The sequence below is a fragment of the Akkermansia biwaensis genome (assembly GCF_026072915.1).
GTDB classification, from domain to species: Bacteria; Verrucomicrobiota; Verrucomicrobiia; order Verrucomicrobiales; family Akkermansiaceae; genus Akkermansia; species Akkermansia biwaensis.
Genome location: NZ_AP025943.1, coordinates 644,734 through 667,576 on the forward strand (window position 1 = coordinate 644,734; position 22,843 = coordinate 667,576).

Below are 22,843 nucleotides of genomic sequence, written 5' to 3' on the forward strand. Positions count from 1 at the left end.
CCGCTAGTCAGCAGTATATTATAAAATCACCAAATTCTAGTGCTCTTTTGTGTTGTTTGCTCAGCAAACATGATCTTATGATCAAATCCCTTAAACGCCAAAAATTGTCATTGACCGCGGATTCTTAATCCGCCTCTATTTCGCCAAATTAAAGGTCGATAATATCAGCGTCATCCGGAATGACCAGGTTGCCGGAATAATACATCCGCCCTTCCCGGGAATATAAGGAACGGCGGCAGGCAAGGTTACTGTCTTCCGTATGCCAAAGCAGCAGATTGGGAATGTTCATTCTTTCCGCCAGTTCGCAGGCATCCTTGACCGTGCTGTGGTATTTTTCATAGGGCTTGAACACGTCGGCCTGAGAATGCAGGCAAAAGGCTTCGCTAAGCAGCCAGCGGGCGCCGCGGACATAAGGCTCGCAGGCATCGCGGTACGGTTCGTCTCCCAGGAAAACAAGCCTGCCTCCCCCGTTCAGCAGCGTGGAAAAGCCGAACTGGCGCGTCTTGTCCGAATGAATGTCAAAACAGGTCAGCCGGTACGGTCCGGCGTCCACTTCCTCTCCATCTTCCACCGGAACCACGAGGATGCGTTCCCCGACCAGGCGCACAACCCTTTTGTCCAGCGTCATGCGTACCAGGCATTCCAGGTCCGCCGCCAGTTCCCGGTGGCAGTAAACCGTAAACGTTCCTTCATAGCGGTCCTGGGTCATCATGGTCCCGATGAGGCGGATCACCCATACCATGCCCAGCATGTGGTCCGTGTGCCGGTGGGAAAGAAAAGCGTGATGCATCCTTTCCACCGGAACCTTCATATATTTCAGAATGCCCAGAATGCCGTTGCCTCCGCCGGCGTCCACCAGCAGGAATTCCTTGCCGTCCGTCAGGGAAAAGCAGGTATTGTAGCATTCCGTAACGGTGGCGTTCCCCGTGCCGAAAACCAGAAGACGGTCCATAAACAGTTACGGCTGCGGCTCTTCCTCCGGCATCAGGATGGACGCCACGGCAAAGGCGGCGATCCCTTCCCGGCGCCCCAGCGCGCCAAGCTGCTCATTCGTGGTGGCCTTCACCCCTACACGGGCGGCTGAAATGCCCAGTGCGGAACCCAGAGCGTTTTTCATCTGCTCCAGATACGGAGAAATGCGCGGTGCTTCCGCAATCAGGGAGGAATCCACGTTGACCACGCGGCCTCCGCGTTCCCGGATCAGGGAAACGGCCTTGGCCACAATGTCCAGGGAGGAAATGTCCTTGCAGGCGGGATCGCCCGGAGGGAACCAGAAGCCGATGTCCGGCAGTCCGGCGGCGCCCAGCAGGGCGTCCGCAACGGCATGGCACAGGACATCCGCATCGGAATGGCCGTCCAGTCCCCTGGCGGAGGGAATGTGTACGCCGCCCAGCATCAGCGGGCGGGGGGCTTCCGCAAAACGGTGAATGTCGTAACCCAGCCCGGTCAGTGCAATCATGGTGTTCATCCGTCAACAGGGCTGGGGTTTATTCTCCGAGGGCTTCCACAATCGGGATGCATCCGTTCCAGGCAACAATGGCGAACTGTTCCGGATTGTCCTTCTTCGGTTCCAGAATCACTTTTCCTCCGGCGGCTTTCACCAGCAGGACGCCGGCGGCAATGTCCCAGATGGAAATGACGCTTTCCACATAGGCGTCAAACCTGCCGCAGGCAATGTAGGCGAGGGCGAGGGCGGCGGAACCGTTGTTGCGCACCTTGCGCACCTGCCAGGCGATTTTAGCAAAGCGTTCAATTCCCTTTTCCTTGGAACCGTCCGTCTTCCCGTGCCCCACGAATACGACGGCCTCCGCCATGCGCTTCCGGAGGCTGCAATGCATCGGTACGCCGTTCATGTACGGAACGCCGCCTTTTTCCACATGCCAGCATTCGTCCATCATGGGATCGTAAATCACGCCCAGCACCACTTCCCCGCCGCGGCGGAGGGCGATGGACACGCAAAACCACGGAATGGTATAGAAATAATTCACCGTGCCGTCAATGGGGTCCACGATCCATTCGTTTTCGCCGTTCCGGTCTCCGGTGTAACCTTCCTCCCCCAGTACAGCGTGAGTAGGGAAAGCGGAGAGGATTTCCTCCGTGATCAGTTTCTGGGACAGCTTGTCCAGTTCCAGCTTGATGTCGTTCTGGCTGGCTTCATCCACCTTCTTCCGGTCATAAAAATGCTTTTTCAGGAAGGCTCCGGCGGACTTGGCCGCCCGGATGGCTACGGTCATTTCAGGCGAGTGGTTCATGATATGTTTGAATAAAAAAATCGTTTAAAGGGAGGTCTGCTCCTGCGGAGTTTCCTGCTCGCGGCGCTCGGTGGCGGCAGCCTTTCTGGCCGCTTCCGCTCGGGTGTACACGTCCTCCGCCAGTGTGGAACATGTTTTCGCCAGGGCGGCGGAAACACCCCTTTTCTTGTATACGGCTTCATCCGGAGCATCGAATCCAACCCAGACGTACACGGTATAATAACGGCCTCTGACAGAGGAGAAATGCCCGCTATATTCAGGCAACGCCACATTCACGACCGTCCTTCTGGTACGTTCGTCATAGCGGAAGGGGGGAAGCCCCGCCACCAGATGGACGGATTCCCGCGGAAGGATTTCACGGTGGGTTTCCTCGGAAGAAGGAGCATTCACCATCACTAGGTTTTTTTTGGTTGTTCCCACCTGGCGAACTGCGGAAAGCTGCACGTTGAGTCCGCCGTTGCCGATCATGTACAGCGCGTTGACGGCATCCGCCAGGGACGTGCGAAACTTCCCGGCATACAGATCCGGGGAACGCGGCAAATCCCCCTTGTACCCGGCTTTTCCCGCCGTCTCAATGACAGTGTTGAATCCCACGCCCCGCCCCGTCACTTCCGGGTTGCTGCGGATGACGGTCCGGCGCTGGTCCACGGCGCACAGGTTGACGACAGGAGTGAACAATTCACCGGGCATTATCTTTGCCTGCCATCTGTCCACGCCGTCCAGGGCGGAGCGGCCTCCCGTAATGGCCAGTATGTCGCCCTTGCGGGAATCCACGCACAGCACGGCGGCCTGGACGCAGCCTTTCAGATGGTTGTCCACCCTCTTCGGAAGGCCGCTCCATACAGGGGAATTCTCCAAAGCAATGAGGGCCGGCTCACTCACCTCCTCCACCATTCTCTGAAAATCCAGGTTCAGCGTAGTCATCACAAAAATGCTGGAAGTCTCTTCCTGCTGGTCACAGCAGGCAAGACTGCCCAATTCACGGGAAATCACCAGAATGGGATAGGACGCGGGGCTGGCCTCCTTTTCTCCCGCCACGGTCATCGGTTCTGAGGATGCCTTCCACATTTGCTCTTGGGTGATAAATTCGCATTCAAGCATGCGTTCCAGCGTGGCATTGCGCACCTTGACGGCGGCCTCCGGGCTGGAAACGGGGTTGTATATGGAAGGGCCGCGCACCAGCCCGGCCAGCGTGGCGCATTCCGCCAAAGTCAGGTCTCCCACTTTTTTGCCGAAATACAGATCCGCGGCCTGGGCGATGCCGTAGCATTGCTGACCGAAGTAAATCCGGTTCAAGTAGGCCGTCAATATTTCATCCTTGGAGTATTTTCCCTCTATGCGGCGGGCTACGGCCATTTCCAGGATCTTCCGGTCCAGCGTCTTTCCCCCCAGTTCATAACAGTTCCGTGCAAGCTGCATGGTGATGGTGGAAGCCCCTTGGGCATAGGAGAGGGTGGTCAGGTTCCGGCAGATGGAGCGGATGATGGATGTGTAAACAATGCCGCCGTGGTCGAAAAAGGCTTCGTCCTCCCGTGCGATGAAGGCGTTCACCAGATTATCCGGCAATTCATGGCGCGCTACGTAAACGCGGTCGTGGTCCGTCAGGGTGCCTATCCACTGGCCGTTCCGGTCATAGGCGGCGCAGTTTTCCAGGGGAGCCAGAACTTCGTCCAGATTATACTGGTCCGCCCGCCACGCGTAAATGATCAGGATGACGATGAACGAGATAGGGATGATGCTCAGCCACAGCAGGACGCGCCCCAGATTGCGGGGCAGCAATCCGAACAGATCATACCATCTTTTCCGCCTGTTCTCCATTCCGTTTCCAATCGTTCCAGACGTCTAGCGGGCATCCGGCGGCAGTGACTCCCCTTCCTGCTTCCAGTCCGGGAATTCCTTCTGCAGGCGGGCGCGGTACTGGGAAGCCTCCGACTTGCGGCCGGCCTTGTCCAGAGCTTCCGCCGCCTTGAACAGGGCCTTGGGTTTCAGCTCCGCGTCGTTGACGAACAACTCCGCCGTAACGCCGTAATGCTTGGCCGCCTCATCAAATTTCTTTTCCGCATAGGAGATGTCCCCCAGCACGATTTTCAGGGAGGCCATCAGGGGGCCTTCCACCCCCAGGGCAAGCGCTTCTTCCGCCGTTTTCCGGGCTTCCGCATACTTGCCCAGGCCCAGCAGGATGGAGGCCTTGTCCAGCATGCCGTCCGCACGGCGGTAGGGCTGGTCCTCCACCTTCAGGAAGTTGTTGGAAGCCACGAGGGCGCGGTCATACTTTTTCAAGGCCAGGCGCACTTTCGCCAGATTGCGCCAGATTACTTTCTTCACGTTCTGGAGCTGGTCGTTCTGGGTGGCCCAGGTCATGTACTTGTCCGCCGTCTCCAAATCCTTCATTCCGTAAGCCTGAAGGCCCAGCCATGCGGGAATCACGTCCGGCACGCGGGACACGGCCGCCGGGTTCTCCTTCTGGAGGGTTTCCAGGGCCTCCTTCAATTTGTTTACGTCCTGGAGCTTGTGGTAGGAAAGAACGGTGAGGACGTTGACCTGTTCCCCATATTTCTGGGGGTCCAGTGTCTTGGCCTCCGACATGTGGCTGATGGAGGATTGGAAATCCCCCTGGTCAAACGCCGCACGGCCCAGCAGGAAATGGGCTTCCGCCAGGGCGGCGGGAGAGGTCTTCGGGAAATTCTTGATCAGCCCTTCGTAGTACTTCGCCATGTTCGCCAAATCCTGGCGGCCGGCGTAAATCTGCGCGGCCCGCTGCCAGGCGGCGGCCGCGGATTCCTCCTTCGGCCAGCGCGCAATCACCCGGTCAAAATCCTGCAGGGCCTCCGTTTCCTTTTTGGTTTTGGCGTACATGTCCCCCCGCAGGGTCAGGGCTTCGCAGATGCGGGGATCGCGGGGATACCCGTCAATGAAGGTGGTCAGCAGCTTGGCGGCCGTTTCCCGGTCGCCCGCCTGGGCAACGGCCCAGGCGCTCTTGTACAGAATATCCGGGCGCATCTTGGCCGGAAGCTTGTCAAAATTGATGCTCCCGTAAAATTTGGCCGCATCCGCGGGGCTGGAGCTGAACAGGCTTTCCGCCGCCATCAGACGCACCATGTCGTGGAGCTCGCTGGTGGGGAACGCCTTGGCATAATGATTCAGGAAACTCTGGGCACGCTGGGGCAGGTCCTTCTGCTTGAGCTCCTTGTAGCACAGAAGACGGTAGAAGGAAGCCTGCATGGCTTCCTGCGTGTAAGGGACGGCTTTTTCCGCCTCCAGGAAGAAATCCGCCCCCTTCTGGTACTCCTTCAGCTTGTAGGCGGTCTGGCCCATCAGCATCAGCAGGCGCGCCTGGCCTTCCTTGGTCGGCATCTTCATGTCCTTCTGCTGCTCGTACTGGGCCATGACCTCCTTGTACTTGCCCATGTGGTACAGCCCCAGAAGCAGGCCCATGCGGGCCTCTGGCGCCATTTCCTTCAGGGTTTCATCCTTCAGTATTTGTTCATAAAGGCTGTGCGCCTCCGCGTTCTTCTTCAGCTTGGTGGCCAGCGTTGCCGCCTGCAGAATGGCGATGCCGCGGTTTCTGGCATCCACACCGGGCGTGTCCAGCACCTTGCGGTACTCGGTGTACGCCTCTCCCAGCCGGCTGGAATCGGCACACAGGGCGGCATACCCCATCCGGGCCACCAGGACGAATCTTTTATCCGCCTGGGGATTGCCGATCACCGCGCAGAACATGTTGGCGGCGGCTTCCGGATTGCCGCTGGCGAGGAACAGGCGCCCCAGGCGGTACTGGGCATCCACCTTCAAGTCATTCTGCTCCGCACTGCGGATAACAAGCTGGTAATACTGGATGGCCTTGTCCGTCTCTCCGGCGGCGGAGGCATCCGTGGCCAGACGGTAGGCGGAGGCGGCAACCAGGGCCGGGGTTCCCGTCTGCGTCAGCCTCTGGAACAGCGCATGGGCATCCTCTTTCCTTCCGAGTTCCGCCAGGCACATGGCCGCACGGTATTCCGCCAGAGGAGCCTGTGTGGAACGGGGGAAACGCTGGGAAAATTCAAGGTACTTGCGCAGGCTCAGATCAAGCAGTCGCGCATATTCCTGCGGGTTCGCCTTCGTCTGAGGCTCCTGGGACTGCTTGTACAGCATGTCCGCCATATCCAGGCTGTCCTGTTCCGGATTGGCTACCAGCGGACCGTCGTCCACCGGGGCGGCGTCCGGGATATGCTCCTGGGCGGCGGCGCATACTGCCAGGACCGCCAGTCCGACGCTGATGGGAAAAAGGGCTTTCATGAAGATTGAGGGGTGGAAACGTTGACGGAAGACGGAGCCGGAGGCCTCGTGGAGAAAGATACATTGTTGAGCCCGGCTTTCAGGCAGGCGTCCATCACGTGCACGACCGTGCCGGATTCCGCCTTTTCATCCACACGGATGCGGACGAGCATGGTTTTGTCCAGGCGCGCGACGGAAAGCAGCTTCTCCTCCAGTTCCGGCATCGTGTACGGCTGGCGGTTGATCATCACCGTGCCGTCCTTGCGGATGTTCACGATAATCTCATTGGAGGCGTTTTCCCCGGGTTTGGGTGTCTCCGCAGACGGAAGGGTGATGGAAAGGTCCGGTTCGTCGTCCTCAAAAGTCTGCGTCACGACGAAGAACACCAGCAGCAGAAACACGATATCCAGCATGGGCGCTAGCTGGAACCCGATGGGATTGGGCATCTTGTAACGAAACTTCATATGGTCTTCCGGTGTTGCTGGCTCGGATGTCGGTTAGAGTCCGCGTACGTCGCGCAGGGAGGTAGGATCCACGGGGACCCGGGGAAGCTCTTCCTCATGAAAGGCTCCGGCAGGACCGGAACGGGGCTTGTGGAGCTGGGTGGCCACTACGGAAACGCTGTGCGTCACGGCGGCCTCCAGGTCTCCCACGCGCTTGTGCACCTGGCTGCGGAAATACACATACGCCAGAATGGCGGGAATCCCCAGCAAGAGGCCTCCGGCCGTAGTAATCAGGGCTTCCGCCACGCCTCCGGCCATGTCGATGCGCTGCTTGCCGCCGGAGAAGTCCCCGTTGGCGATCTCGAAAAAGGTTTTCATCATCCCCACGACCGTACCCAGCAGACCCAGCATGGGCGCCAGTGCGCCGATGTCCGACAGCCAGGAAATCTGGCGGCTCATGAAGCCGGCCTGGCGTCCGCCTTCCGCGGCGGCGATTTCCCTCACTTCCTCAAATTGGGCGGAAGGGTTGCGCTGCATGAAGTTGGCTACCGTCAGCATCACGCGGGCGTAGCAGGAATCCCCGTTTTTGCAGAGGATGGCAAGTCCCGTGTAATCCCTCTTGCGGATAAAGGATTCCGCCTGTTCCACCAGCTTGGGGGGAAGCACGGCGGCGGCACGGGTGGAAAAACAGCACATGACCAGCACGACTACGCCCCCTATGGACAGCAGAAGAAGCGGCCACATGATGAAGCCCCCTTTCATGAACAGCTCGGAAAGAGGGTAATTTCTATCGCCCACGACAAAGTCCATGGCGTTGGCCAGGGTGGAAAATGATACAGGATTCATACAAAAGACATAGTGATTATACAGAAGAAGCCTTCCTAGGCAAGTCAACTGCCCGTAATGCAGTACGTTTCCGCAGTTCCCTTTCTTGCCGCCTATGGCATAATGGCTGCGTGGCAGATCATGAAACACCAACATTGAAGGAGCTCTGGAGGCAGACTCCCCACAAACCGGGAGTCTATATCATGAAGGACGCCCAGGGCAATACCATTTACGTAGGAAAGGCGAAGGACCTTCACCGCCGCCTGGCAAGCTATTTTTCCCCTACCGGGGCCACGCTGGCCAATCACAAGACCCGCGCGCTCATCAACGCCATCGCCTCCTTTGACTATTTTGAAACCCGCAACGACCATGAGGCCTTCCTGCTGGAGAGCAAGCTCATCAAGCAGTACCGGCCCCATTACAACATCCAGCTCAAGGACGACAAGCGTTATCCCCTCCTGAAAATTCCCAAGGGGGAACGCCTGCCACGCTTCCAGCTCTCCCGGGTGCGCAAGGAGGACGGCGCGCGCTACTTCGGCCCCTTTGTCCATTCCCAGGCCCTGTACGCCACCCAGGAATGGCTCAACAGGCATTTCCGGCTCCGCACCTGCAAGGTGAAAAATCCCGGCCTGAACGACTTCAAGCACTGCCATGCGGACGTCATCCGCAACTGTTCCGCGCCGTGCGTAGGCCGCATCTCCGTGGAAAACTACAACAGGAATTTTGACCAGGCCGTGCGTTTGCTGGAAGGAGTGGGGAAAAAGAACGCGCTGGACGCGCTGACCGAAGAAATGATGCAGGCCGCCGACAGTCTGGACTTTGAACGCGCCGCATACCTAAGGGACATCAGGGACAACCTGATCAAAACGCTGGAACCGGCGCGCCGGTTCCAGAAAGGGACCCCCAACCTGCCCGGCACCGTACACCCGGAGGAAGACATGAAGGAACTGGGCGAGGCGCTGGGACTGGACGAACCGCCCTCCATCATGGAATGTTTTGACATCTCCAACGTTTCTTCCAACCATATTGTGGCCTCCATGGTGCGCTTCACCAACGGCAAACCGGACAACAAGGCCTACCGCCGCTACCGCATCCGCACGGTGGACGGCCAGAACGACTTCGCCTCCATGTCGGAAGTCATCAGGCGCCGCTATTCCCGCATCCTGATGGAAAGCGACGCCGTGGCCTCCCGGCCGCCGGACATGACGCTGTACCAGTGGCTCAAGAAACTCAGTGCGGAGGGGAAGGCCCCCATCAAGGTTCCGGACCTCGTCGTGGTGGACGGCGGCAAGGGACAGCTTTCCTCCGCCCTGGCGGACCTGGAGGCCATCGGCCTGGGAGACATGCCCATCGTGGGCCTCGCCAAACAAAGGGAGGAAATCTTCTTCCCGCACCAGCCGGAACCGCTCCGCCTGCCCCACAGCACGGGAGCCCTCAAGCTCATGCAGCGCATACGGGACGAAGCCCACCGCTTCGCCAACGGATACAACGAACTGTTATACCGGAAACGCATGAAGGAAAGCGCCCTGGACGACGCCCCCGGCATGAGCGCGGCGAAAAAACGGCTGCTGCTGGAAAAATTCAAATCCGTAGCTGCCATCAAAAAGGCGGACCCGGCCTCCATCGCCACCATTCGCGGCATTTCGGAAACCTGGGCCCGTACGCTGCTGGACTATCTCAACACTCCATCCAAATCCTGACCCCACATGCAATTTCTCATATTGGCCGCAGGAAAGCCTGCCCTGAACTATGCCCGGGAAGGCGTGGAACTTTACCTCAGCCGTCTCAAGCCGTTCGGCAAAGCGGAACTGAAACTCGTCAAGGACGGCAACTCCAGAGACGTTTCCGAACGGTTGCTGACAGCCAGCGAAGGCTGTTTGCGCATCGCCATGGACGAGAGGGGCGAGCTCTGGACCACGGACAAATTGGTTACACTGGCGCGGAACTGGCAAATGCGCTCCGTGCGCCGCATCGCTTTTCTCATCGGGGCATCGGACGGCCACACGGAAGAACTGCGCTCCCGGTGCAACCATGTCCTGGCCCTGAGCAAATTTACCTTGCAGCATGAACTGGCGCTCGTCGTCCTGCTGGAACAGCTTTACCGCTGCCATACCATTCTGGCGGGGACGCCGTACCACCGGTAATTCTCTTGTGCCTCTTCCTCTTTCCGGAACAGGATTAGCCGGAAACGGATTTCTTTTCCACACCATGGAGAAGAACTTCTCCGGAGCAGCGGCAGAGACTGGGAATGGCAATGCCGCCGCATACAAAAAAATACCCGGCGCAGTTGCAACCGGTTTTTTGAACAATCAAAAGGAAAAACAAACTTAACGACGGCACCTGAAGGACAGTACAATCAGGCCCCCTGGAGTCCCAATGAAGGAGTGGCAGGCTCCCGCATATTGAAAGCCCGCAATACATCGAAAACAGTGTTTCCATGGCCGGGTTGCCAGGACGCAAACTGGATATTGGCAACGTAAAAGAGCTGTTCCACCGAAAAGTGAAACAGCTCTTTTTCCGAGAAAGAAATGGTAAATGCCAGTTCCTTCGCAACCAGCCCAGGCTTAGCGCTTGGAGAACTGGTAACGCTTGCGGGCGCCGGGACGGCCAGCCTTCTTGCGTTCCTTCATGCGGGAATCACGGGTCAAAAGACCGAATTCACGCAGCTGGGCGCGGGAAGCTTCATCAACCATCACCAGAGCGCGGGCGATCGCCATGCGGATGGCGCCGACCTGGCCATGAATGCCACCGCCCTTGGTGACGACATTCACGTCAAATTTGTTCATGGTGTTGGTGACCTGGAAAGGTTGGAGAACGGCGTTCTGCAACTGAATGGTGGGAAGGTATTCTTCAAAACCGCGGCGATTGATCGTGATGCGGCCGGAACCTTCAGTAAGCCAAGCGTGTGCAATGGCGGTCTTGCGACGGCCGGTGGCGTTGTATGGGGTTGTCTGACTCATGTCTGGGAAAATCGGTTAGAGGGTAACGGCGGTAGGCTGCTGTGCTTCGTGCGGGTGGCTGGCGCCGGCGTAAACCTTCAGCTTGGTCATCTGCTGACGGCCCAGGCGGGTATGGGGAACCATGCCCTTTACAGCCAGCTCCAGAAGAAGTTCGGGACGACGGGCGCGGATTTTCCGGGGCGTTTCCACCTGCTTGCCGCCGACGTAGCCGGAGAAACGGGTGTAAATTTTGGCATTTTCCTTGTTGCCGGTCAGCACCACCTTGTCCGCGTTCACGATGATGACAAAGTCGCCACAATCAACGTGCGGGGTGAAAATCGTCTTGTTCTTGCCACGCAAAATGTTGGCCGCTTCAACGGCAACACGGCCGAGCACCTTGTCGGCAGCGTCTATAACATACCATTTGCGCTCTACTTCTTGCGGTTTGGCTGAGAAGGTCTTCATGGTTCAATTCTTCGTTCTCGTTTTTCGGCATCCTGCCGTAATCTTCCAATTCGGGGGCGCATTCCTAATGATTATTCACGTAAATGTCAAATACTTTTTCTCTTTTACACCGCTTTTAGCCCCTTTTTTCCCTTCTGTCTGCGGAATTGTTGCTTAATTGTGACGTTTCCACACTCAGGGCTTGCTCTCACGCAAATATCGCCTATCATGCGCCTGCGCAAAAATTCGTACCCGCGCGTTTGCTAACCTAACAAGGAGAATCATATCAGCCCGAATCCAAGACCCAGCAGCCGCCCCTCCGGCGGACAGAATTCCCGCCCCGGCGCACGCCCGGCAGGCGGAAGCAGTGCAAGACCGGCCGGCAACGGCAGCAGACCCGCAGGCCCGGCCAGACCCGGCCAGCCGCGCCCGGCAGGACAAACCGGCGGAACAGCAGGCCCGAGAACGGGCGGAGGTCCGGGAGGACCCGGACGGCCACGCCCGCAAGGCGGCACAGGTGCAGGACGGCAGACCAGGGGCAGAAAGCATTTCAGCAAATCCGCTCCCAAGGAAGAAAGCTCCGAAAGCCAGGTGGAAGTGGAAGGCACTATTTGCGCCGTCCTTGCAGGCACCATGTTCAAGGTGCGCCTGCCCAACGGCCATGAAGTTCTGGCCCACATTTCCGGTAAGATGCGCAAGCGTTTCATCAAAATCGTGGTTGGCGACAAGGTCCGCATGGAAATGTCCCCTTACGACATGACCAAGGCGCGCATCACATTCCGCATCGGTTAGCCGTTTTCCGGATTGACTCCTTTCGTAAAAAACCTTCTCCGACTTGCACGAGAAGGTTTTTTTGCGTATAGTGCAGGCTGATTCCACTAACGCGCCATGAAAATTTGCTCCACGGAAAACATGCGGATCGCAGAACGAGAGCTCATCGTCAGCGGAACGCCGGCCAGAACCCTCATGCAGCAGGCGTCCGCCGGCATCGCGGAAGCCATCATGCAGTTCTTTCCCGTTCCCGGCCTCTGCGTGGCCTATCTGGGCAAGGGCAATAATGCGGGGGACGCCATCACCGTTCTCAACATTCTCCAGCGGCACGGATGGGATACGGGATTCCGCGCCGCCTACCCGCGTTCCGAATGGAGGGAACTCCCCCTCAGACAATTTGCGGAAATATCGCCTCCCCTGCTGGAATACCAGGAAGCGCCCCTTCCCGTTACGGGAAGGCCGATGGTCCTTCTGGACGGCCTGCTGGGCATTGGAACCTCCGGCCTGCTGAACAAGGAAATAGCGGGTCTTTGCGCGGAAATGAACTATCTGCGCGACCGTTGCGGAGCCGTCCGCACCGTGGCGGTGGACATCCCCACCGGGATAGACGCGGATACGGGCATGCCCCAGGAACATGCCGTGGAAGCGGACTTCACCATGTGCATAGGAGCCGTTAAACAGGGCCTTCTGGATGACGACGCCACGCTGCATGTGGGACGCCTGGTATGCATTGAGCTCCCCGGACTCCATGTACAGGCCCTTCCCGCCACGGAAATTATCACCTCTTCCCGGCTCACCAAATTTCTCTCCGCACGGCCTTATACGGACTACAAGAACAAGCGCGGCCACCTGGGCGTCATTGCCGGCTCGGAAGGCATGCTGGGAGCCGCCCGGCTCTGCTGTGAAGCCGCCCTGCGGGCCGGAGCGGGCCTGGTCACGCTGCATGTCCACCGTACCGCCTATCCCGTGGCGGCGGCGTGCATGCCTCCGGAAATCATGGTCAAACCCGTGGACAGTTATGCGGACATTTCCATCCGTCCCTTCAGCGCCTTTCTCCTGGGCCCAGGAATAGGCTCCGTATCGGAAGAAGACGCTGAGGCCATACGCATCATTCTGGAAACCGGCACTCCCGTCCTGCTGGATGCCGACGGCCTCAATCTGGCCGCCGCCATGCAGTGGAAACTGGGAAAACACATTCTGGCGACTCCCCATCACGGAGAAATCCGCCGATTGCTGCCGGAAGCGGACGACTGCGCCATCCGGGCAGACATTGCGGACTGCTTCCTCGCGGAGCATGAGGCGGCTCTCATCTACAAGGGAGCCCGCAGCATTGTTACGCAAAGGGGCAAGCCTTTATTCTACAACATTACGGGAGGCCCGGCCATGGCGACGGCGGGACAGGGCGACGTGCTCGCCGGAGTCTGCGGAGGATTCATCGCGCAGGGAGAATCCCTCCTGGTGTCCGCTGTGCTGGGAACCTATCTGTGCGGCAGGGCTTCGGAACTGGCCATCTCCAGCGGAGCGGCCACCCAGCAAAGCCTGACCGCCGGAGACACCCTCCGCCATCTGCCTGCCGCACTTCTTTCCACCGCACGCCTCTGCTACTAATGATCTCCCGCAAACTTCAGGATCTTCCCTCACAATCCCTGCCCCGTGAAAAACTCATCCGCCAGGGCAGGCACAGCCTCAGCAACGCGGAACTTCTTGCCATCTTCCTCAGGATGGGCATCAAGGGAAAAAACGTGCTGGACATGTCTTCCGACCTGATCCAGGCGGCAGGCTCCCTGGATGCTCTGGCTCATATGGAAGCTACGGAAATAACGGAAATCTGCAAGGGGATAGGAATGGCGAAAGCTTCCACCCTATGCGCCGCCTTTGAACTGGGGGCCAGAGCCCTGCGAGAGACTCTGGCAAGACGTCCCCTCAACACGCCGGAGGACATTTACGACTACCTGACCACGGCCATGCGCTGGAAAGACAAGGAGACAGTGCTCGTCCTTCTTCTGGACGCCCAGTGCCGCCTCATCAAGCCCGTGGAAATTTCCACGGGGACCCTGAATGAATCCATCGCCCACCCGCGCGACATCCTGCGCCCGGCCATCATTCATAATGCTTACGGATTTATTCTGGCGCACAACCATCCCAGCGGCAACCCGGCCCCCAGCCAAGCGGACGATACCCTGACCGGACGCATCCGGGAATCCGCCAAACTGCTGGGGGTCCGTTTTCTGGACCATATCATCATCGGAAAGCCGACGGCAACGGTACAGAGAAATTATTACAGCTACAACAGCTACGGTATGAAAAAACCGGTCTGAGCGAATACGCCTTGTTCCCTCCGGACTTTTCAACATGAAAAAAGCCCGTCTATGAAGACGGGCTCAATTGATGAAAACTGGCGGAGAGAGTGGGATTCGAACCCACGGTGAGATTTGCGTCCCACGTTCGATTTCGAGTCGAGTGCCTTAGACCAGCTCAGCCATCTCTCCGCTTGGAAATCGAAGCTTTTTGTATAGGGTTTGCAGGAAGGTGTAAAGCACAGAATCACTGCCGTCCCTTAATTCAAACGCTTTTAGCGTCTGGGAGTGGCCAAAGGCCCAAGCGTAGCTTCCGCCTCAAACCTCTGGGATTTGTTATGAGGAAGAGCGCTCTTTTCAGGACCAGGCGGCGGCTGGGGCACGCGCTCATGTTCCTTGGGCTCCATCAGCCAGGAACAGGAAGAGACAAGCAAAAGGGAAAAAAACGCAAGCAGTAGGTTTCCTGTGAATTGTTTCATCATTCCGTGTAAAAGTTGAACCCCACTATGCCGGAAGCACAGAGGGGTTCAAGAAAAATGCGTGACAGAACCTTATCTGGCGGATTGGACCGGACGCAGAAGCTGTACCATGTCGCCGGGCTGGATGCTCATGCCGGCAGGAACGCTGTCCTTGACGATGTCGGCCACTGTCTGATTCTTTTCCAGGGAGGTCACTTTCAGCTTGCCGATACTGCGACCGTCACGGGTGACAAGCAGAACTGTATTCTGGTCAATGTTGCTACCCTGCCCGGCGCCAATGACCACAAAGCCCCACTGGGGATCCACGGACAGCACAGGGTATTCCCCGCTGTTCTTGGCAAGCGCGGCGCGGTATTCGGCCTGTTCCTTCTGGCGATTGGCCAGTTCGGTAGCCTGCTCCGTGCGCTTTTTGGCGGCAACTTCCGTCGCTCCCTTGATTTGGTCGATTTCTTCCTGAAGCTTCTTGTTGGCGTTTTCCGTGGCTTCCATCCTGGCCTGGATTTCTTCAACGCTGGAAACGCCGAATTCACTCAACTGAGCCTTGAGTTCCTGTACCTGCTGGTTGATCTTGGACAGATCGGCATTCAGCTTGACTTCCTCCTCTTTCAATTCCGAGGACTTGGAAAGCTGTTCATCGCGCTGCTGGGTCACGGAAGCCTTGTTGGAAATCAGACTCAGGTTTTCTTCCGCAGCACGGCCGCGGTTCTTGATCATGTCATTGCGCAATCCCGTCCAATCCCGGATTTCCTTGTCCAAGACCTTGCGGTAGGCAATCATTTCCTTGAAGTCCTGATATTGGCCATTGATGCCGAAAACACCGCTGAGACCGGAGAACCAGGCACCTGCTCCTGCGGCAAGAATCAATAAAACTACTAAGACAGTTTTCATTATGTATATAGATGAGAGTGTATGATGAGTTTTGAACCGGGAAAATTACGGACGGACGGATACGACGACGTCTCCGGCCTCAACACGTTCACCAGCGGCAACGGTGCTGGGAAGAACGGTTGCTGTGGAAACACGGGATTCAACGGCATTCACGTCAAGTTCGGCAATCTTGTTGCCGTCTCTCATCACGGCCAGCTTGGAACCGGGCACCACGCCCAGGTCGGAAGCGCCGCCTTCAATCACGACTACATTGAAATCATCAATCACCTGGGAAACCCTGGTCTTCAAATTGGGAGGGGAAAGGTGGGCGTCCTGGTCGGCCTTGAGCTGGCGCAACGCATTGTTGTTGACAACAAGCTGTTCCGTTTCCGCAACAATGGCATCATGCTTGGATTGCTCACCCTGCTTGACAACCTGCAGCTGCTTGGATTCTTCTTCAAGTCCTTTGATCCTGTCGGCAATAGCCTGGATGCTTTCCATGTCCTTGCTCTTGGACTGGAGTTCTGCCAGAGCGGTCTGCTGGGTTTGCAGCTCGGATTTCTTGGCTTCATTGGCGGAGGCCAGTTCCTGGTTCGCGGCTTCCAGTTCATCCTTCTGCTTGGTCAGGGCATTGATGTCGGCCGTAAGGCCTTCATTTTTGACGAGGAACTCCACGTATTTGGTCTTTTCACTCGTAAATTCCTCCCGTAGAGCGTTCAAATTTTTATAACGAGAGCCGCATTCCTTGCGCTCCTTGGTGAGAGCTTCCTCGTTATCAAGATAATACATGGCTCCACCGAGAAGAGCGATGACCAAGGCTGCGATTGATATTTTAACCCACATAGGAAATAATAGAGATGAGAAGGTTCCTGTTACTTTTGTGAGATTGGCACGAACATTTTCAGATTTCAACATCAAAATGACATCCTCATCGTTTTCTTGATATTTTTTTCAGGGCGCTTACGTAAGAAGAGGTCAAAAGCGTAATCCTGTCAGCGCCTTAAAACAATTACACTCTATTTTCTTTTCAAATAGAGCCGCATCTTTTAGTCTTCCTGAACCGTGAGTTACCAGGTCTTTGCCAGAAAATATCGTCCTCTGACATTCAATGACGTCCTTGGACAGGATCACGTCGTCCAGACGCTGAAAAATGCCATTGAACACAATCGCCTCGCACATGCGTATCTTTTCGTAGGCCCCCGCGGCACAGGAAAAACATCCACTGCCAGAATTTTCGCAAAAGCCCTAAATTGTACCGGCGGCCCGAAGGTGGACTTCGACCCGCACGAAGATATTTGCGAGGAGATTGCGGAAGGCCGCAGCCTGGATGTTTTGGAAATCGACGGCGCTTCCAACCGAGGTATCGACCACATCCGGGATTTGAGGGACAATGTGCGCTTTGCCCCCAGCAGAGGCAACTTCCGCATTGTTTATATAGACGAGGTGCACATGCTTACGAAGGAATCCTTCAACGCACTTCTGAAAACGCTGGAAGAGCCGCCCCAGCACGTCAAATTCATCTTCGCAACCACGGAACCGCACAAAATCCTGCCGACCATTCTTTCCCGCTGCCAGCGTTTCGACCTGCGTCCCATCCCTTCTGAAATCATTGCCAACCATCTGCTGCACATCGCCTCCGCCGAGGGAGTCTCCCTGAGCAGTGAGGCGGCGTTCGCCGTGGCGAAAGTGGCGGACGGCGGGATGCGGGATGCCCAGTCCATGCTGGACCAGCTGGTTTCCTTCTGCGGCGACCATATTGAAGAACAACAGGTCCTTCACATTTTCGGCATCACCTCACGGGAAACCGTAGCCCAGGCGCTGGCGCTGATTCTCAAGAAGGAACTGCCCAGCCTTCTCCACCTTCTCCATGAACAGGCGGAAGCGGGAAGGGACATGGGACAGTTCCTTTCCGAAATTATTTCCGCCGTTCGGGAAATCCTCGTCGCCAAGGTGGACCCGGAAGCAAATTTCGATTCCCTGCCGGAGGCGTCCAAGGAGGAACTTACCGAACTCGTCAAGCGCACCCAGACGGACAAGATACTGCGCCTGGTGGAAGTTCTGGCGGAGACGGAAGACAAAATGCGCTGGTCCACCAATAAAAGACTGCATCTGGAAATGGGCCTGATCAAAGCCGTTCACGCCCTGGCGGAAGCAAGCATCAGCGATATTATCATGGCGCTGGAAGGTGCTCCGCTACCCGCCTCCACAAATACGGTTGCTCCAGTATCCGTCTCTTCCGTTCCGCAGGTATTCGGCAGCCAGCCCATTCAGCCGGCCCCTGCTGATACTCCGTCTCCCGTACCTGCGGCCCCCGACATCAATGAGAGCAAGGACCTTATGGATCCGGTTCCGCAATTCTCCGCATCCAGCAAGGACACAACAGCCATCGTCCAGGAACGTGAAGCGGAATACGGAACGCCGGCTCCCGCGGAAGAAAAACCTTCCGCCTCCCCTGTATTGCCCTCTCCGGAACCAGAACCGGAAGTTTCCGCAACTGCGGCAGAGGAAGAGCCCCTTCCCTCCATCCCAGATGAAGAGCCGCCATTCCTGGAAACGGAAACGCCTCCCGCCCCCGCACCTCAGCCAGAGCAAATACAACCAGAAGAAATGCCGCGGATTACGTCCGCTCTTTCAGACGCTCCCGTAGCTCCCCCGGACACCACGGAACCGACCTTCATGGACCCGGAAGAAGGGCTCCCGCCGGAAAAGCGCACCAGCAGTTTCTTCGATAACCTCTTCGGCATGGAAAGCGCCCCTGCCCGTCCTGTTTCCGCAAACCAAGAAGAAAAACGGGAAGAACAGCCGCGCCCCGCTACCAAAACCATTACGGAAGAGGACTGGAAAGCCGCGCTGGAACAAGCGGCCGTCAATTTCCCCCTCCAGGCGGATTTCCTGGCCGGAAGCGTCTTCTCCGGCCATGACGGAACATTCGTCACGGTGGCCTTCCATCCCTCTGACCGCCAGGGCATGGACAGCCTGGCATCCGGACCTCTCCGGGCCGCGCTGGAAGCGGATCTGTCCCGTCGTTCAGGTGCTCCGGTGGCCCTCTCCGTCCGTGCAGACGCTTCCGTTCCCGAACCTGTTCAGGAACAACTGGAACCGCTGCCTGCTCCTCCCCCCCCGTCAAACCCGGCGCCCGCGCCCAAATCCCAGGAACCGCAAAGAAAGTCCGCTGCTCCCGTTCAAGAGGCGTCCTCTCAGGAGAGCGACGCAGAAGACTCCTATTATACGGATCCCCTGATTGACGCCGCCATGGAAATATTCCGTGCCCGCATCATTTCCCAATAAACAAGAACACCTATATCCATATACGCCATGAATATTATGAAGATGATGAAGCAGGTCCAGCAAATGCAGTCCGGACTTGCCGCCGCCCAGGAAAAACTGGCCTCCCAGACGGTCACCGCAGAAGGTGCGGGCGACAAGGTCAAAGTCACCGCCACCTGTGACGGCAACATTACGGAGCTGTTCATTGATCCCTCCATTATTGATCCCTCAGACGCGGAATTCCTTCAGGAGCTTGTGTTGAAAACCATTAATGACGCCATCGTCAAAGGCAAGGAAACTGCCGCTACGGAAATGAAGAAACTGACCGGAGGGCTGGACCTGCCTCCCGGCATGGGCTTTTAACCCATCATCAAGGTGCACCGGCTCAGAAGACGCAAACACTTGGCGGAACAGCCCGCGCTATCCGGAGTCAACCAGCTCGGGAAAGCTTTGGGTTGCGTCTCCCTGTGCCTGTGGGTCATCATCGCTACCATCTTCTGGTCCGGATCGGACACGATGGCGTTCATGACTTCCCTGCCCCTCTGGGCATGCTGCCTCATGTTCGCCTTCCCGGCGCTTATTGCGTGGCTGGTCTTCGGCTCGCGCATCGGCCTTCTGGGCGTTATTGTCTGGGTTGCCTACGGCATCATGACCACGGATTTTCTCCAGCCGATCTCCAGAACTGGCATGGAGTATTACAAAATGCCCCCATCCCCAGACAACCGCCATATAAGAATTCTCACCCTGTATGGCGCATGCGGAGAAAACCCGCCCATTGAACAGATATCCAAGCTCCGGGCGGATGTCATCTTTCTCCAGGGCTGCAGCAACCACAACCGCACGCTCAAATTCGCCTACAGCATCTTCGGACGCACCGCCCATATCAAGCAGATAGGGAGTTGCGCCATCATCGTCCGCCACGGGCAAATGGGGCCGGTACACAGCATCACGGACACGGCTGGGCTCATCGTGGACTGGATTCCGGAAAGCTCATCCCTGGCGATACGGCTGATCAATCTCAGCCTGGATCCCTTTGAACACCGTTTTGACCTGTACTCCCCCGCCTGTTGGAAATACTTCCATACCCTCCGGTTTGTCCACCGCAAACAAATCCAGTACTTGTTCGACACTCTCCGGGAAGTGGGAGTCCAGGGAGGGGAACTGCCCATCATTCTGGCGGGGAACTTCAATGCGGCGCCTCAATCCCCCATCTTTGTAAAATTCAACAAGGACTTTCAGGATTGTTTCAAACTCAAAGGGGCCGGATACGGCGCCACACAGCCCGTGGATTTTCCCCTGCTCCGGCTGGACCGCGTCTTCTGTACGCATCCCCTCCGTCCGGAACGGGCCTGCACCGTCCTTGTTCCAGACACGCTCAGGCGTTCCATTCTGGCGGATATATCCATGCCTTAATCCCCGCTCCATGCTCCGGAAAAGGAGAGAAAATCCCTATAATACCTTCAAGGCGCGGGAAATGGCCGGGAACAACTGCTTCTTTCGGCTGACTACGTCCTTGGCGGCAAACAGGTTGGGGTCCAGGCGCTCGTACTCTATGTGCTCCAGCACTTCCTCATCCCCTACGGCCAGCAGCATGGAATCATGCGTGACGATGTCCGTCACCAACAGGCAGGCCAGCTTCAAATCCTCTTCCTTCTCCAGCTTCCGGAGTTCCTCCAGCAAATCCTCCTGAACCTCCTTCAAGCCGTACATGCCAATTTCCTCAATCTGGGAAATGCTGATCTTGTGGCCATACTCGGTAAATGTCTTGCGGTCCGCCTGCACAATGGCGGAGGGAGCCGTTTTGGAACGCAGCAGGGAACCGGTGGCAAAAAACTCTTCCGTAAACTTCTTGGCGTCTATCTTGGCAATCCCGGTGAGCCACTCCAGCATCTCCCGGTCTGCCCGCGCGGTAGTGGGGGAAGTCAGGTTCAGCGTATCCGATAGAATGCCGGCGCACAAACAGATAGCCGTGGACCGGGAAGGCTCCGCATCGCGATGATAGAACCTTCGCGCCACCAGGGTGGAGGTGGAACCCACCGGCTCATTCAGGAAACGGATGGGATCGCGCGTGGAAAGCTGGGTCCCCAGGCGGTGATGGTCCATCACCTCCACGATTTCAGCCTCTTCCACGCCCTTGACGGCCTGGGAAAACTCGTTATGGTCCACCAGGGCCACCCGCGTACGAGGCGGATCGACAAGATCTGTCTTGCTCAGGACGCCTATCATCTTGTTCGTCTTCACGCTCATCACCGGGAACAGGGCCTGCTTGCGCTTGACGGCGGCCTGCCGCAGTTCCGGGAGAGGCATATTCTCGGGAAACACCGCATAATCCGTGTGAACCTGTTCCCTGACCTTCCGGGAACAGCGGATCAACTGGCCCACACTGGCCGTATCCCAGGGCGTGCTCAGAATGCAGGTCCCAGTAGCCTGGGCGGTTTCAATAATATCCAGGGAGGGAGAGGAACCCGCCGTCGTCACCAGGGCGCGCACTCCGTGTTCCACCGCGTACAACTGCACATTCGGACGGTCTCCGCAAATCACCACCAGGTCCTGCACGATTCCCTTCCGCTTGTAATTGGCCAGCCTCGTCCGCACGCTCGGTTCGCTGGAAGCGCCCACCAGCAGGATATTCTGGGTCTCTTCCTCGCTCAGCGTCTCTCCGGTCAGGCACTTGCCGTCAATGGTTCCGGCAATGTTGCTCAGGCTGGAAAAAACGGACCGCACATTCATCTCCGTCATGTTCAGCGGCATCAGGAGGCTCAACAAGTCAAAATAACGCAGCAGGCCATGCAGATTGCGGTCCGCATCAATCACCGGAATGGTCTGGAGGGAATTCTCCGTCATTCTGCGGTATGCCGTCAAAAACGTATCATCCGGACTCACGCTGATCACATCCCGTCGGCAAATCGTCCCGGCAGTGGGCGTCACGTCGTGAATCAGCACAGGTTCCGGCACTCCGGCCTTCTCCAACACCCATGAAGTCCTCAGCGTCATCTCTCCGCACCGGGCGGCTATGGCATCAGGTTCTCCGTGAGTTCTCAAAAACTCCGCATTTCCTATGGCGGAGCAGATGGCGTCCGTATCCGGATTCTGATGCCCGATCACGTAAATGGGCCTTTTCTCTGTTTGCTCCGGAATCATTTTTCGTTTCCTCTTGCAGGTTAATCGATGTTCAGCCGGACGGGCACCACCACCTTGGAAGCTATGGGCACGCCATCCTTTTCTGCCGGATAAAAAGTCCAATTCTCCTTCACCCAGCGCATGAAAAGGCGGTCCAATTCCGCCTTTCCGGTAGACTGGAGGAGATTGACGGATGTAGGTTCGCCACGGGCATTTACCCCCACCACGACTTTCACCACGGCATTCACCTTGCCCACCCTAGAGGAATTTACGGAACCGGGCAAGGACGGAGCATGTTTATAACGCACCTTTTTGTCCGGAGTGACATTCTCATCCGGCACGGCGTGTCCGGCAACGGGAACCACCGGTTTTTTCACGGCAGGCCGGGGTTTTACCTCCCTCATGTTGATCTGCATGGCGACCAGTTCCTCCGGCAGAAATTCGCTTTCCGGGACATCTGGACGAATATCCTCCACATCCGGCGAATGTTCATGGTCCGGCAGTTCCACGGCGAGAAGGTCTTCATCCGTGGCGATGGCCGGAACGGAACTGACGGTTGGCGGAGCAACCGCAGGATCCACGGGAACGGGGCTCACCTCATTCACTTCTTCAAGCACCTCATCGGATGGAGCCACGAACTCCATGACAATCTCTCCCTTCTGGATGGAAGGAAGCCACCATTCCTGATAATGGATGGCCACCAGCACGGCGCACAAGGCCACCTGAACGCCCACAGCTACCCCCAGAGCAATCAATATTGCAGATTTGGAGGAGGAACGAGGCTTGAGCCTCACAATCCGGGGCTTTTCATCCATAAGCAGTGGGCAAAGGGCAAGTGCCTTTTCAATATAACAGACACACCCCCTTTGACAAGCAGCAGCCCAG

22 protein-coding genes and 1 tRNA gene are annotated in these 22,843 nt (G+C 57.4%); 9 read left to right on the plus strand and 14 right to left on the minus strand.

All coding sequences use genetic code 11. From position 1 onward, the window contains the following. Nucleotides 1–148: 148 nt before the first annotated feature. From OQH67_RS02510 to OQH67_RS02540, 7 genes are read right to left on the minus strand one after another with little or no spacing between them, the layout of a single operon-like run. On the minus strand, nucleotides 149–952 hold the full coding sequence (locus OQH67_RS02510) for an MBL fold metallo-hydrolase (RefSeq protein WP_215437434.1): 804 nt from the start codon (nucleotides 950–952) through the stop codon (nucleotides 149–151). A gap of 6 nt (nucleotides 953–958) precedes the next feature. Further along, on the minus strand, nucleotides 959–1,468 hold the full coding sequence (gene ispF / locus OQH67_RS02515) for a 2-C-methyl-D-erythritol 2,4-cyclodiphosphate synthase (RefSeq protein ID WP_067572652.1): 510 nt from the start codon (nucleotides 1,466–1,468) through the stop codon (nucleotides 959–961). 19 nt (nucleotides 1,469–1,487) lie between these two features. Next, a complete protein-coding gene (locus OQH67_RS02520) occupies nucleotides 1,488–2,252 on the minus strand; it encodes an inositol monophosphatase family protein (RefSeq protein ID WP_215437437.1) in 765 nt (254 codons plus the stop codon). Nucleotides 2,253–2,276: 24 nt separating this feature from the next. Then, nucleotides 2,277–4,070 (minus strand): transglycosylase domain-containing protein, encoded by a 1,794-nt coding sequence (locus OQH67_RS02525; RefSeq protein ID WP_215437442.1) that lies wholly within the window; start codon nucleotides 4,068–4,070, stop codon nucleotides 2,277–2,279. A 24-nt stretch (nucleotides 4,071–4,094) separates the two neighbouring features. Next, nucleotides 4,095–6,527 carry a tetratricopeptide repeat protein gene (locus tag OQH67_RS02530; RefSeq protein ID WP_215437445.1) on the minus strand — a complete coding sequence of 811 codons (2,433 nt, stop codon included), beginning with the start codon at nucleotides 6,525–6,527 and terminating at the stop codon, nucleotides 4,095–4,097. Further along, on the minus strand, nucleotides 6,524–6,970 hold the full coding sequence (locus OQH67_RS02535; protein WP_067572660.1) for an ExbD/TolR family protein: 447 nt from the start codon (nucleotides 6,968–6,970) through the stop codon (nucleotides 6,524–6,526). The genes OQH67_RS02530 and OQH67_RS02535 overlap by 4 nt, the downstream gene beginning before the upstream one ends. 33 nt (nucleotides 6,971–7,003) lie before the next feature. Further along, the gene (locus OQH67_RS02540) at nucleotides 7,004–7,795 is read right to left on the minus strand and encodes a MotA/TolQ/ExbB proton channel family protein (protein WP_067572662.1); all 792 of its coding nucleotides are present in this window, start codon (nucleotides 7,793–7,795) and stop codon (nucleotides 7,004–7,006) included. 110 nt (nucleotides 7,796–7,905) lie between these two features. Between OQH67_RS02540 and OQH67_RS02545 the strand changes: the two genes are divergently transcribed. Genes OQH67_RS02545 through OQH67_RS02555 form a run of 3 tightly spaced genes read left to right on the plus strand, consistent with a single transcriptional unit; the run spans nucleotide 7,906 to nucleotide 10,105 of the window. After that, nucleotides 7,906–9,474, plus strand: a complete 1,569-nt coding sequence (locus tag OQH67_RS02545; RefSeq protein ID WP_257227002.1) for an excinuclease ABC subunit UvrC — start codon at nucleotides 7,906–7,908, stop codon at nucleotides 9,472–9,474. Between the two features lie 6 nt (nucleotides 9,475–9,480). After that, nucleotides 9,481–9,918, plus strand: a complete 438-nt coding sequence (locus OQH67_RS02550) for a 23S rRNA (pseudouridine(1915)-N(3))-methyltransferase RlmH (RefSeq protein WP_215437448.1) — start codon at nucleotides 9,481–9,483, stop codon at nucleotides 9,916–9,918. Between the two features lie 7 nt (nucleotides 9,919–9,925). Further along, entirely contained in the window at nucleotides 9,926–10,105 is a 180-nt protein-coding gene (locus tag OQH67_RS02555; protein WP_215437451.1) for a hypothetical protein, read from the plus strand. A 233-nt stretch (nucleotides 10,106–10,338) separates the two neighbouring features. Here the strand turns inward: OQH67_RS02555 and rpsI are convergent, their stop codons facing one another. Both rpsI and rplM read right to left on the minus strand, forming a co-directional pair. Further along, the gene (gene rpsI / locus OQH67_RS02560) at nucleotides 10,339–10,734 is read right to left on the minus strand and encodes a 30S ribosomal protein S9 (RefSeq protein WP_067572667.1); all 396 of its coding nucleotides are present in this window, start codon (nucleotides 10,732–10,734) and stop codon (nucleotides 10,339–10,341) included. Between the two features lie 15 nt (nucleotides 10,735–10,749). After that, nucleotides 10,750–11,178 (minus strand): 50S ribosomal protein L13, encoded by a 429-nt coding sequence (rplM, locus tag OQH67_RS02565; protein WP_067572668.1) that lies wholly within the window; start codon nucleotides 11,176–11,178, stop codon nucleotides 10,750–10,752. Between the two features lie 570 nt (nucleotides 11,179–11,748). Between rplM and infA the strand changes: the two genes are divergently transcribed. The 3 genes from infA to radC all read left to right on the plus strand — a co-directional run bounded on the left by infA (nucleotide 11,749) and on the right by radC (nucleotide 14,246). Further along, complete coding sequence (gene infA, locus OQH67_RS02570; RefSeq protein ID WP_031930865.1) at nucleotides 11,749–11,949, plus strand: translation initiation factor IF-1; 201 nt, start codon at nucleotides 11,749–11,751, stop codon at nucleotides 11,947–11,949. 96 nt (nucleotides 11,950–12,045) lie between these two features. Further along, entirely contained in the window at nucleotides 12,046–13,536 is a 1,491-nt protein-coding gene (locus OQH67_RS02575) for an NAD(P)H-hydrate dehydratase (RefSeq protein ID WP_215437454.1), read from the plus strand. After that, a complete protein-coding gene (radC, locus tag OQH67_RS02580; protein ID WP_215437458.1) occupies nucleotides 13,536–14,246 on the plus strand; it encodes a RadC family protein in 711 nt (236 codons plus the stop codon). The genes OQH67_RS02575 and radC overlap by 1 nt, the downstream gene beginning before the upstream one ends. A 78-nt stretch (nucleotides 14,247–14,324) precedes the next feature. On the opposite strand, the gene OQH67_RS02585 is transcribed toward radC, so the two are convergent. From OQH67_RS02585 to OQH67_RS02595, 3 genes are all read right to left on the minus strand, one after another. Then, nucleotides 14,325–14,417, minus strand: a tRNA-Ser gene (locus OQH67_RS02585). A gap of 359 nt (nucleotides 14,418–14,776) precedes the next feature. Further along, nucleotides 14,777–15,592 carry a hypothetical protein gene (locus OQH67_RS02590; RefSeq protein WP_215437460.1) on the minus strand — a complete coding sequence of 272 codons (816 nt, stop codon included), beginning with the start codon at nucleotides 15,590–15,592 and terminating at the stop codon, nucleotides 14,777–14,779. 45 nt (nucleotides 15,593–15,637) lie between these two features. Continuing rightward, nucleotides 15,638–16,360 carry a hypothetical protein gene (locus tag OQH67_RS02595; RefSeq protein WP_067572680.1) on the minus strand — a complete coding sequence of 241 codons (723 nt, stop codon included), beginning with the start codon at nucleotides 16,358–16,360 and terminating at the stop codon, nucleotides 15,638–15,640. 273 nt (nucleotides 16,361–16,633) lie between these two features. Between OQH67_RS02595 and dnaX the strand changes: the two genes are divergently transcribed. The 3 genes from dnaX to OQH67_RS02610 are packed head-to-tail and all read left to right on the plus strand — an operon-like array spanning nucleotide 16,634 to nucleotide 20,251. Continuing rightward, the gene (gene dnaX / locus OQH67_RS02600; RefSeq protein WP_215437463.1) at nucleotides 16,634–18,859 is read left to right on the plus strand and encodes a DNA polymerase III subunit gamma/tau; all 2,226 of its coding nucleotides are present in this window, start codon (nucleotides 16,634–16,636) and stop codon (nucleotides 18,857–18,859) included. 27 nt (nucleotides 18,860–18,886) lie between these two features. Continuing rightward, entirely contained in the window at nucleotides 18,887–19,201 is a 315-nt protein-coding gene (locus tag OQH67_RS02605) for a YbaB/EbfC family nucleoid-associated protein (protein ID WP_215437465.1), read from the plus strand. 39 nt (nucleotides 19,202–19,240) lie between these two features. Further along, entirely contained in the window at nucleotides 19,241–20,251 is a 1,011-nt protein-coding gene (locus OQH67_RS02610) for an endonuclease/exonuclease/phosphatase family protein (RefSeq protein WP_197483336.1), read from the plus strand. A 36-nt stretch (nucleotides 20,252–20,287) separates the two neighbouring features. Here the strand turns inward: OQH67_RS02610 and OQH67_RS02615 are convergent, their stop codons facing one another. Together OQH67_RS02615 and OQH67_RS02620 are read right to left on the minus strand one after the other, a co-directional pair. Continuing rightward, complete coding sequence (locus OQH67_RS02615) at nucleotides 20,288–21,979, minus strand: putative manganese-dependent inorganic diphosphatase (RefSeq protein WP_215437467.1); 1,692 nt, start codon at nucleotides 21,977–21,979, stop codon at nucleotides 20,288–20,290. 20 nt (nucleotides 21,980–21,999) lie between these two features. Then, the gene (locus tag OQH67_RS02620) at nucleotides 22,000–22,773 is read right to left on the minus strand and encodes a TonB family protein (protein ID WP_215437469.1); all 774 of its coding nucleotides are present in this window, start codon (nucleotides 22,771–22,773) and stop codon (nucleotides 22,000–22,002) included. Between the last annotated feature and the right edge of the window lie 70 nt (nucleotides 22,774–22,843).

Bases quoted from the DNA above. Each gene is read 5' to 3' on its own strand.
- OQH67_RS02510 (WP_215437434.1), bottom strand. From the start codon at position 952: ATGGACCGTCTTCTGGTTTTCGGCACGGGGAACGCCACCGTTACGGAA.
- ispF (WP_067572652.1), bottom strand. From the start codon at position 1,468: ATGAACACCATGATTGCACTGACCGGGCTGGGTTACGACATTCACCGT.
- OQH67_RS02520 (WP_215437437.1), bottom strand. From the start codon at position 2,252: ATGAACCACTCGCCTGAAATGACCGTAGCCATCCGGGCGGCCAAGTCC.
- OQH67_RS02525 (WP_215437442.1), bottom strand. From the start codon at position 4,070: ATGGAGAACAGGCGGAAAAGATGGTATGATCTGTTCGGATTGCTGCCC.
- OQH67_RS02530 (WP_215437445.1), bottom strand. From the start codon at position 6,527: ATGAAAGCCCTTTTTCCCATCAGCGTCGGACTGGCGGTCCTGGCAGTA.
- OQH67_RS02535 (WP_067572660.1), bottom strand. From the start codon at position 6,970: ATGAAGTTTCGTTACAAGATGCCCAATCCCATCGGGTTCCAGCTAGCG.
- OQH67_RS02540 (WP_067572662.1), bottom strand. From the start codon at position 7,795: ATGAATCCTGTATCATTTTCCACCCTGGCCAACGCCATGGACTTTGTC.
- OQH67_RS02550 (WP_215437448.1), top strand. From the start codon at position 9,481: ATGCAATTTCTCATATTGGCCGCAGGAAAGCCTGCCCTGAACTATGCC.
- rpsI (WP_067572667.1), bottom strand. From the start codon at position 10,734: ATGAGTCAGACAACCCCATACAACGCCACCGGCCGTCGCAAGACCGCC.
- rplM (WP_067572668.1), bottom strand. From the start codon at position 11,178: ATGAAGACCTTCTCAGCCAAACCGCAAGAAGTAGAGCGCAAATGGTAT.
- OQH67_RS02575 (WP_215437454.1), top strand. From the start codon at position 12,046: ATGAAAATTTGCTCCACGGAAAACATGCGGATCGCAGAACGAGAGCTC.
- radC (WP_215437458.1), top strand. From the start codon at position 13,536: ATGATCTCCCGCAAACTTCAGGATCTTCCCTCACAATCCCTGCCCCGT.
- OQH67_RS02590 (WP_215437460.1), bottom strand. From the start codon at position 15,592: ATGAAAACTGTCTTAGTAGTTTTATTGATTCTTGCCGCAGGAGCAGGT.
- OQH67_RS02595 (WP_067572680.1), bottom strand. From the start codon at position 16,360: ATGTATTATCTTGATAACGAGGAAGCTCTCACCAAGGAGCGCAAGGAA.
- OQH67_RS02605 (WP_215437465.1), top strand. From the start codon at position 18,887: ATGAATATTATGAAGATGATGAAGCAGGTCCAGCAAATGCAGTCCGGA.
- OQH67_RS02615 (WP_215437467.1), bottom strand. From the start codon at position 21,979: ATGATTCCGGAGCAAACAGAGAAAAGGCCCATTTACGTGATCGGGCAT.
- OQH67_RS02620 (WP_215437469.1), bottom strand. From the start codon at position 22,773: ATGGATGAAAAGCCCCGGATTGTGAGGCTCAAGCCTCGTTCCTCCTCC.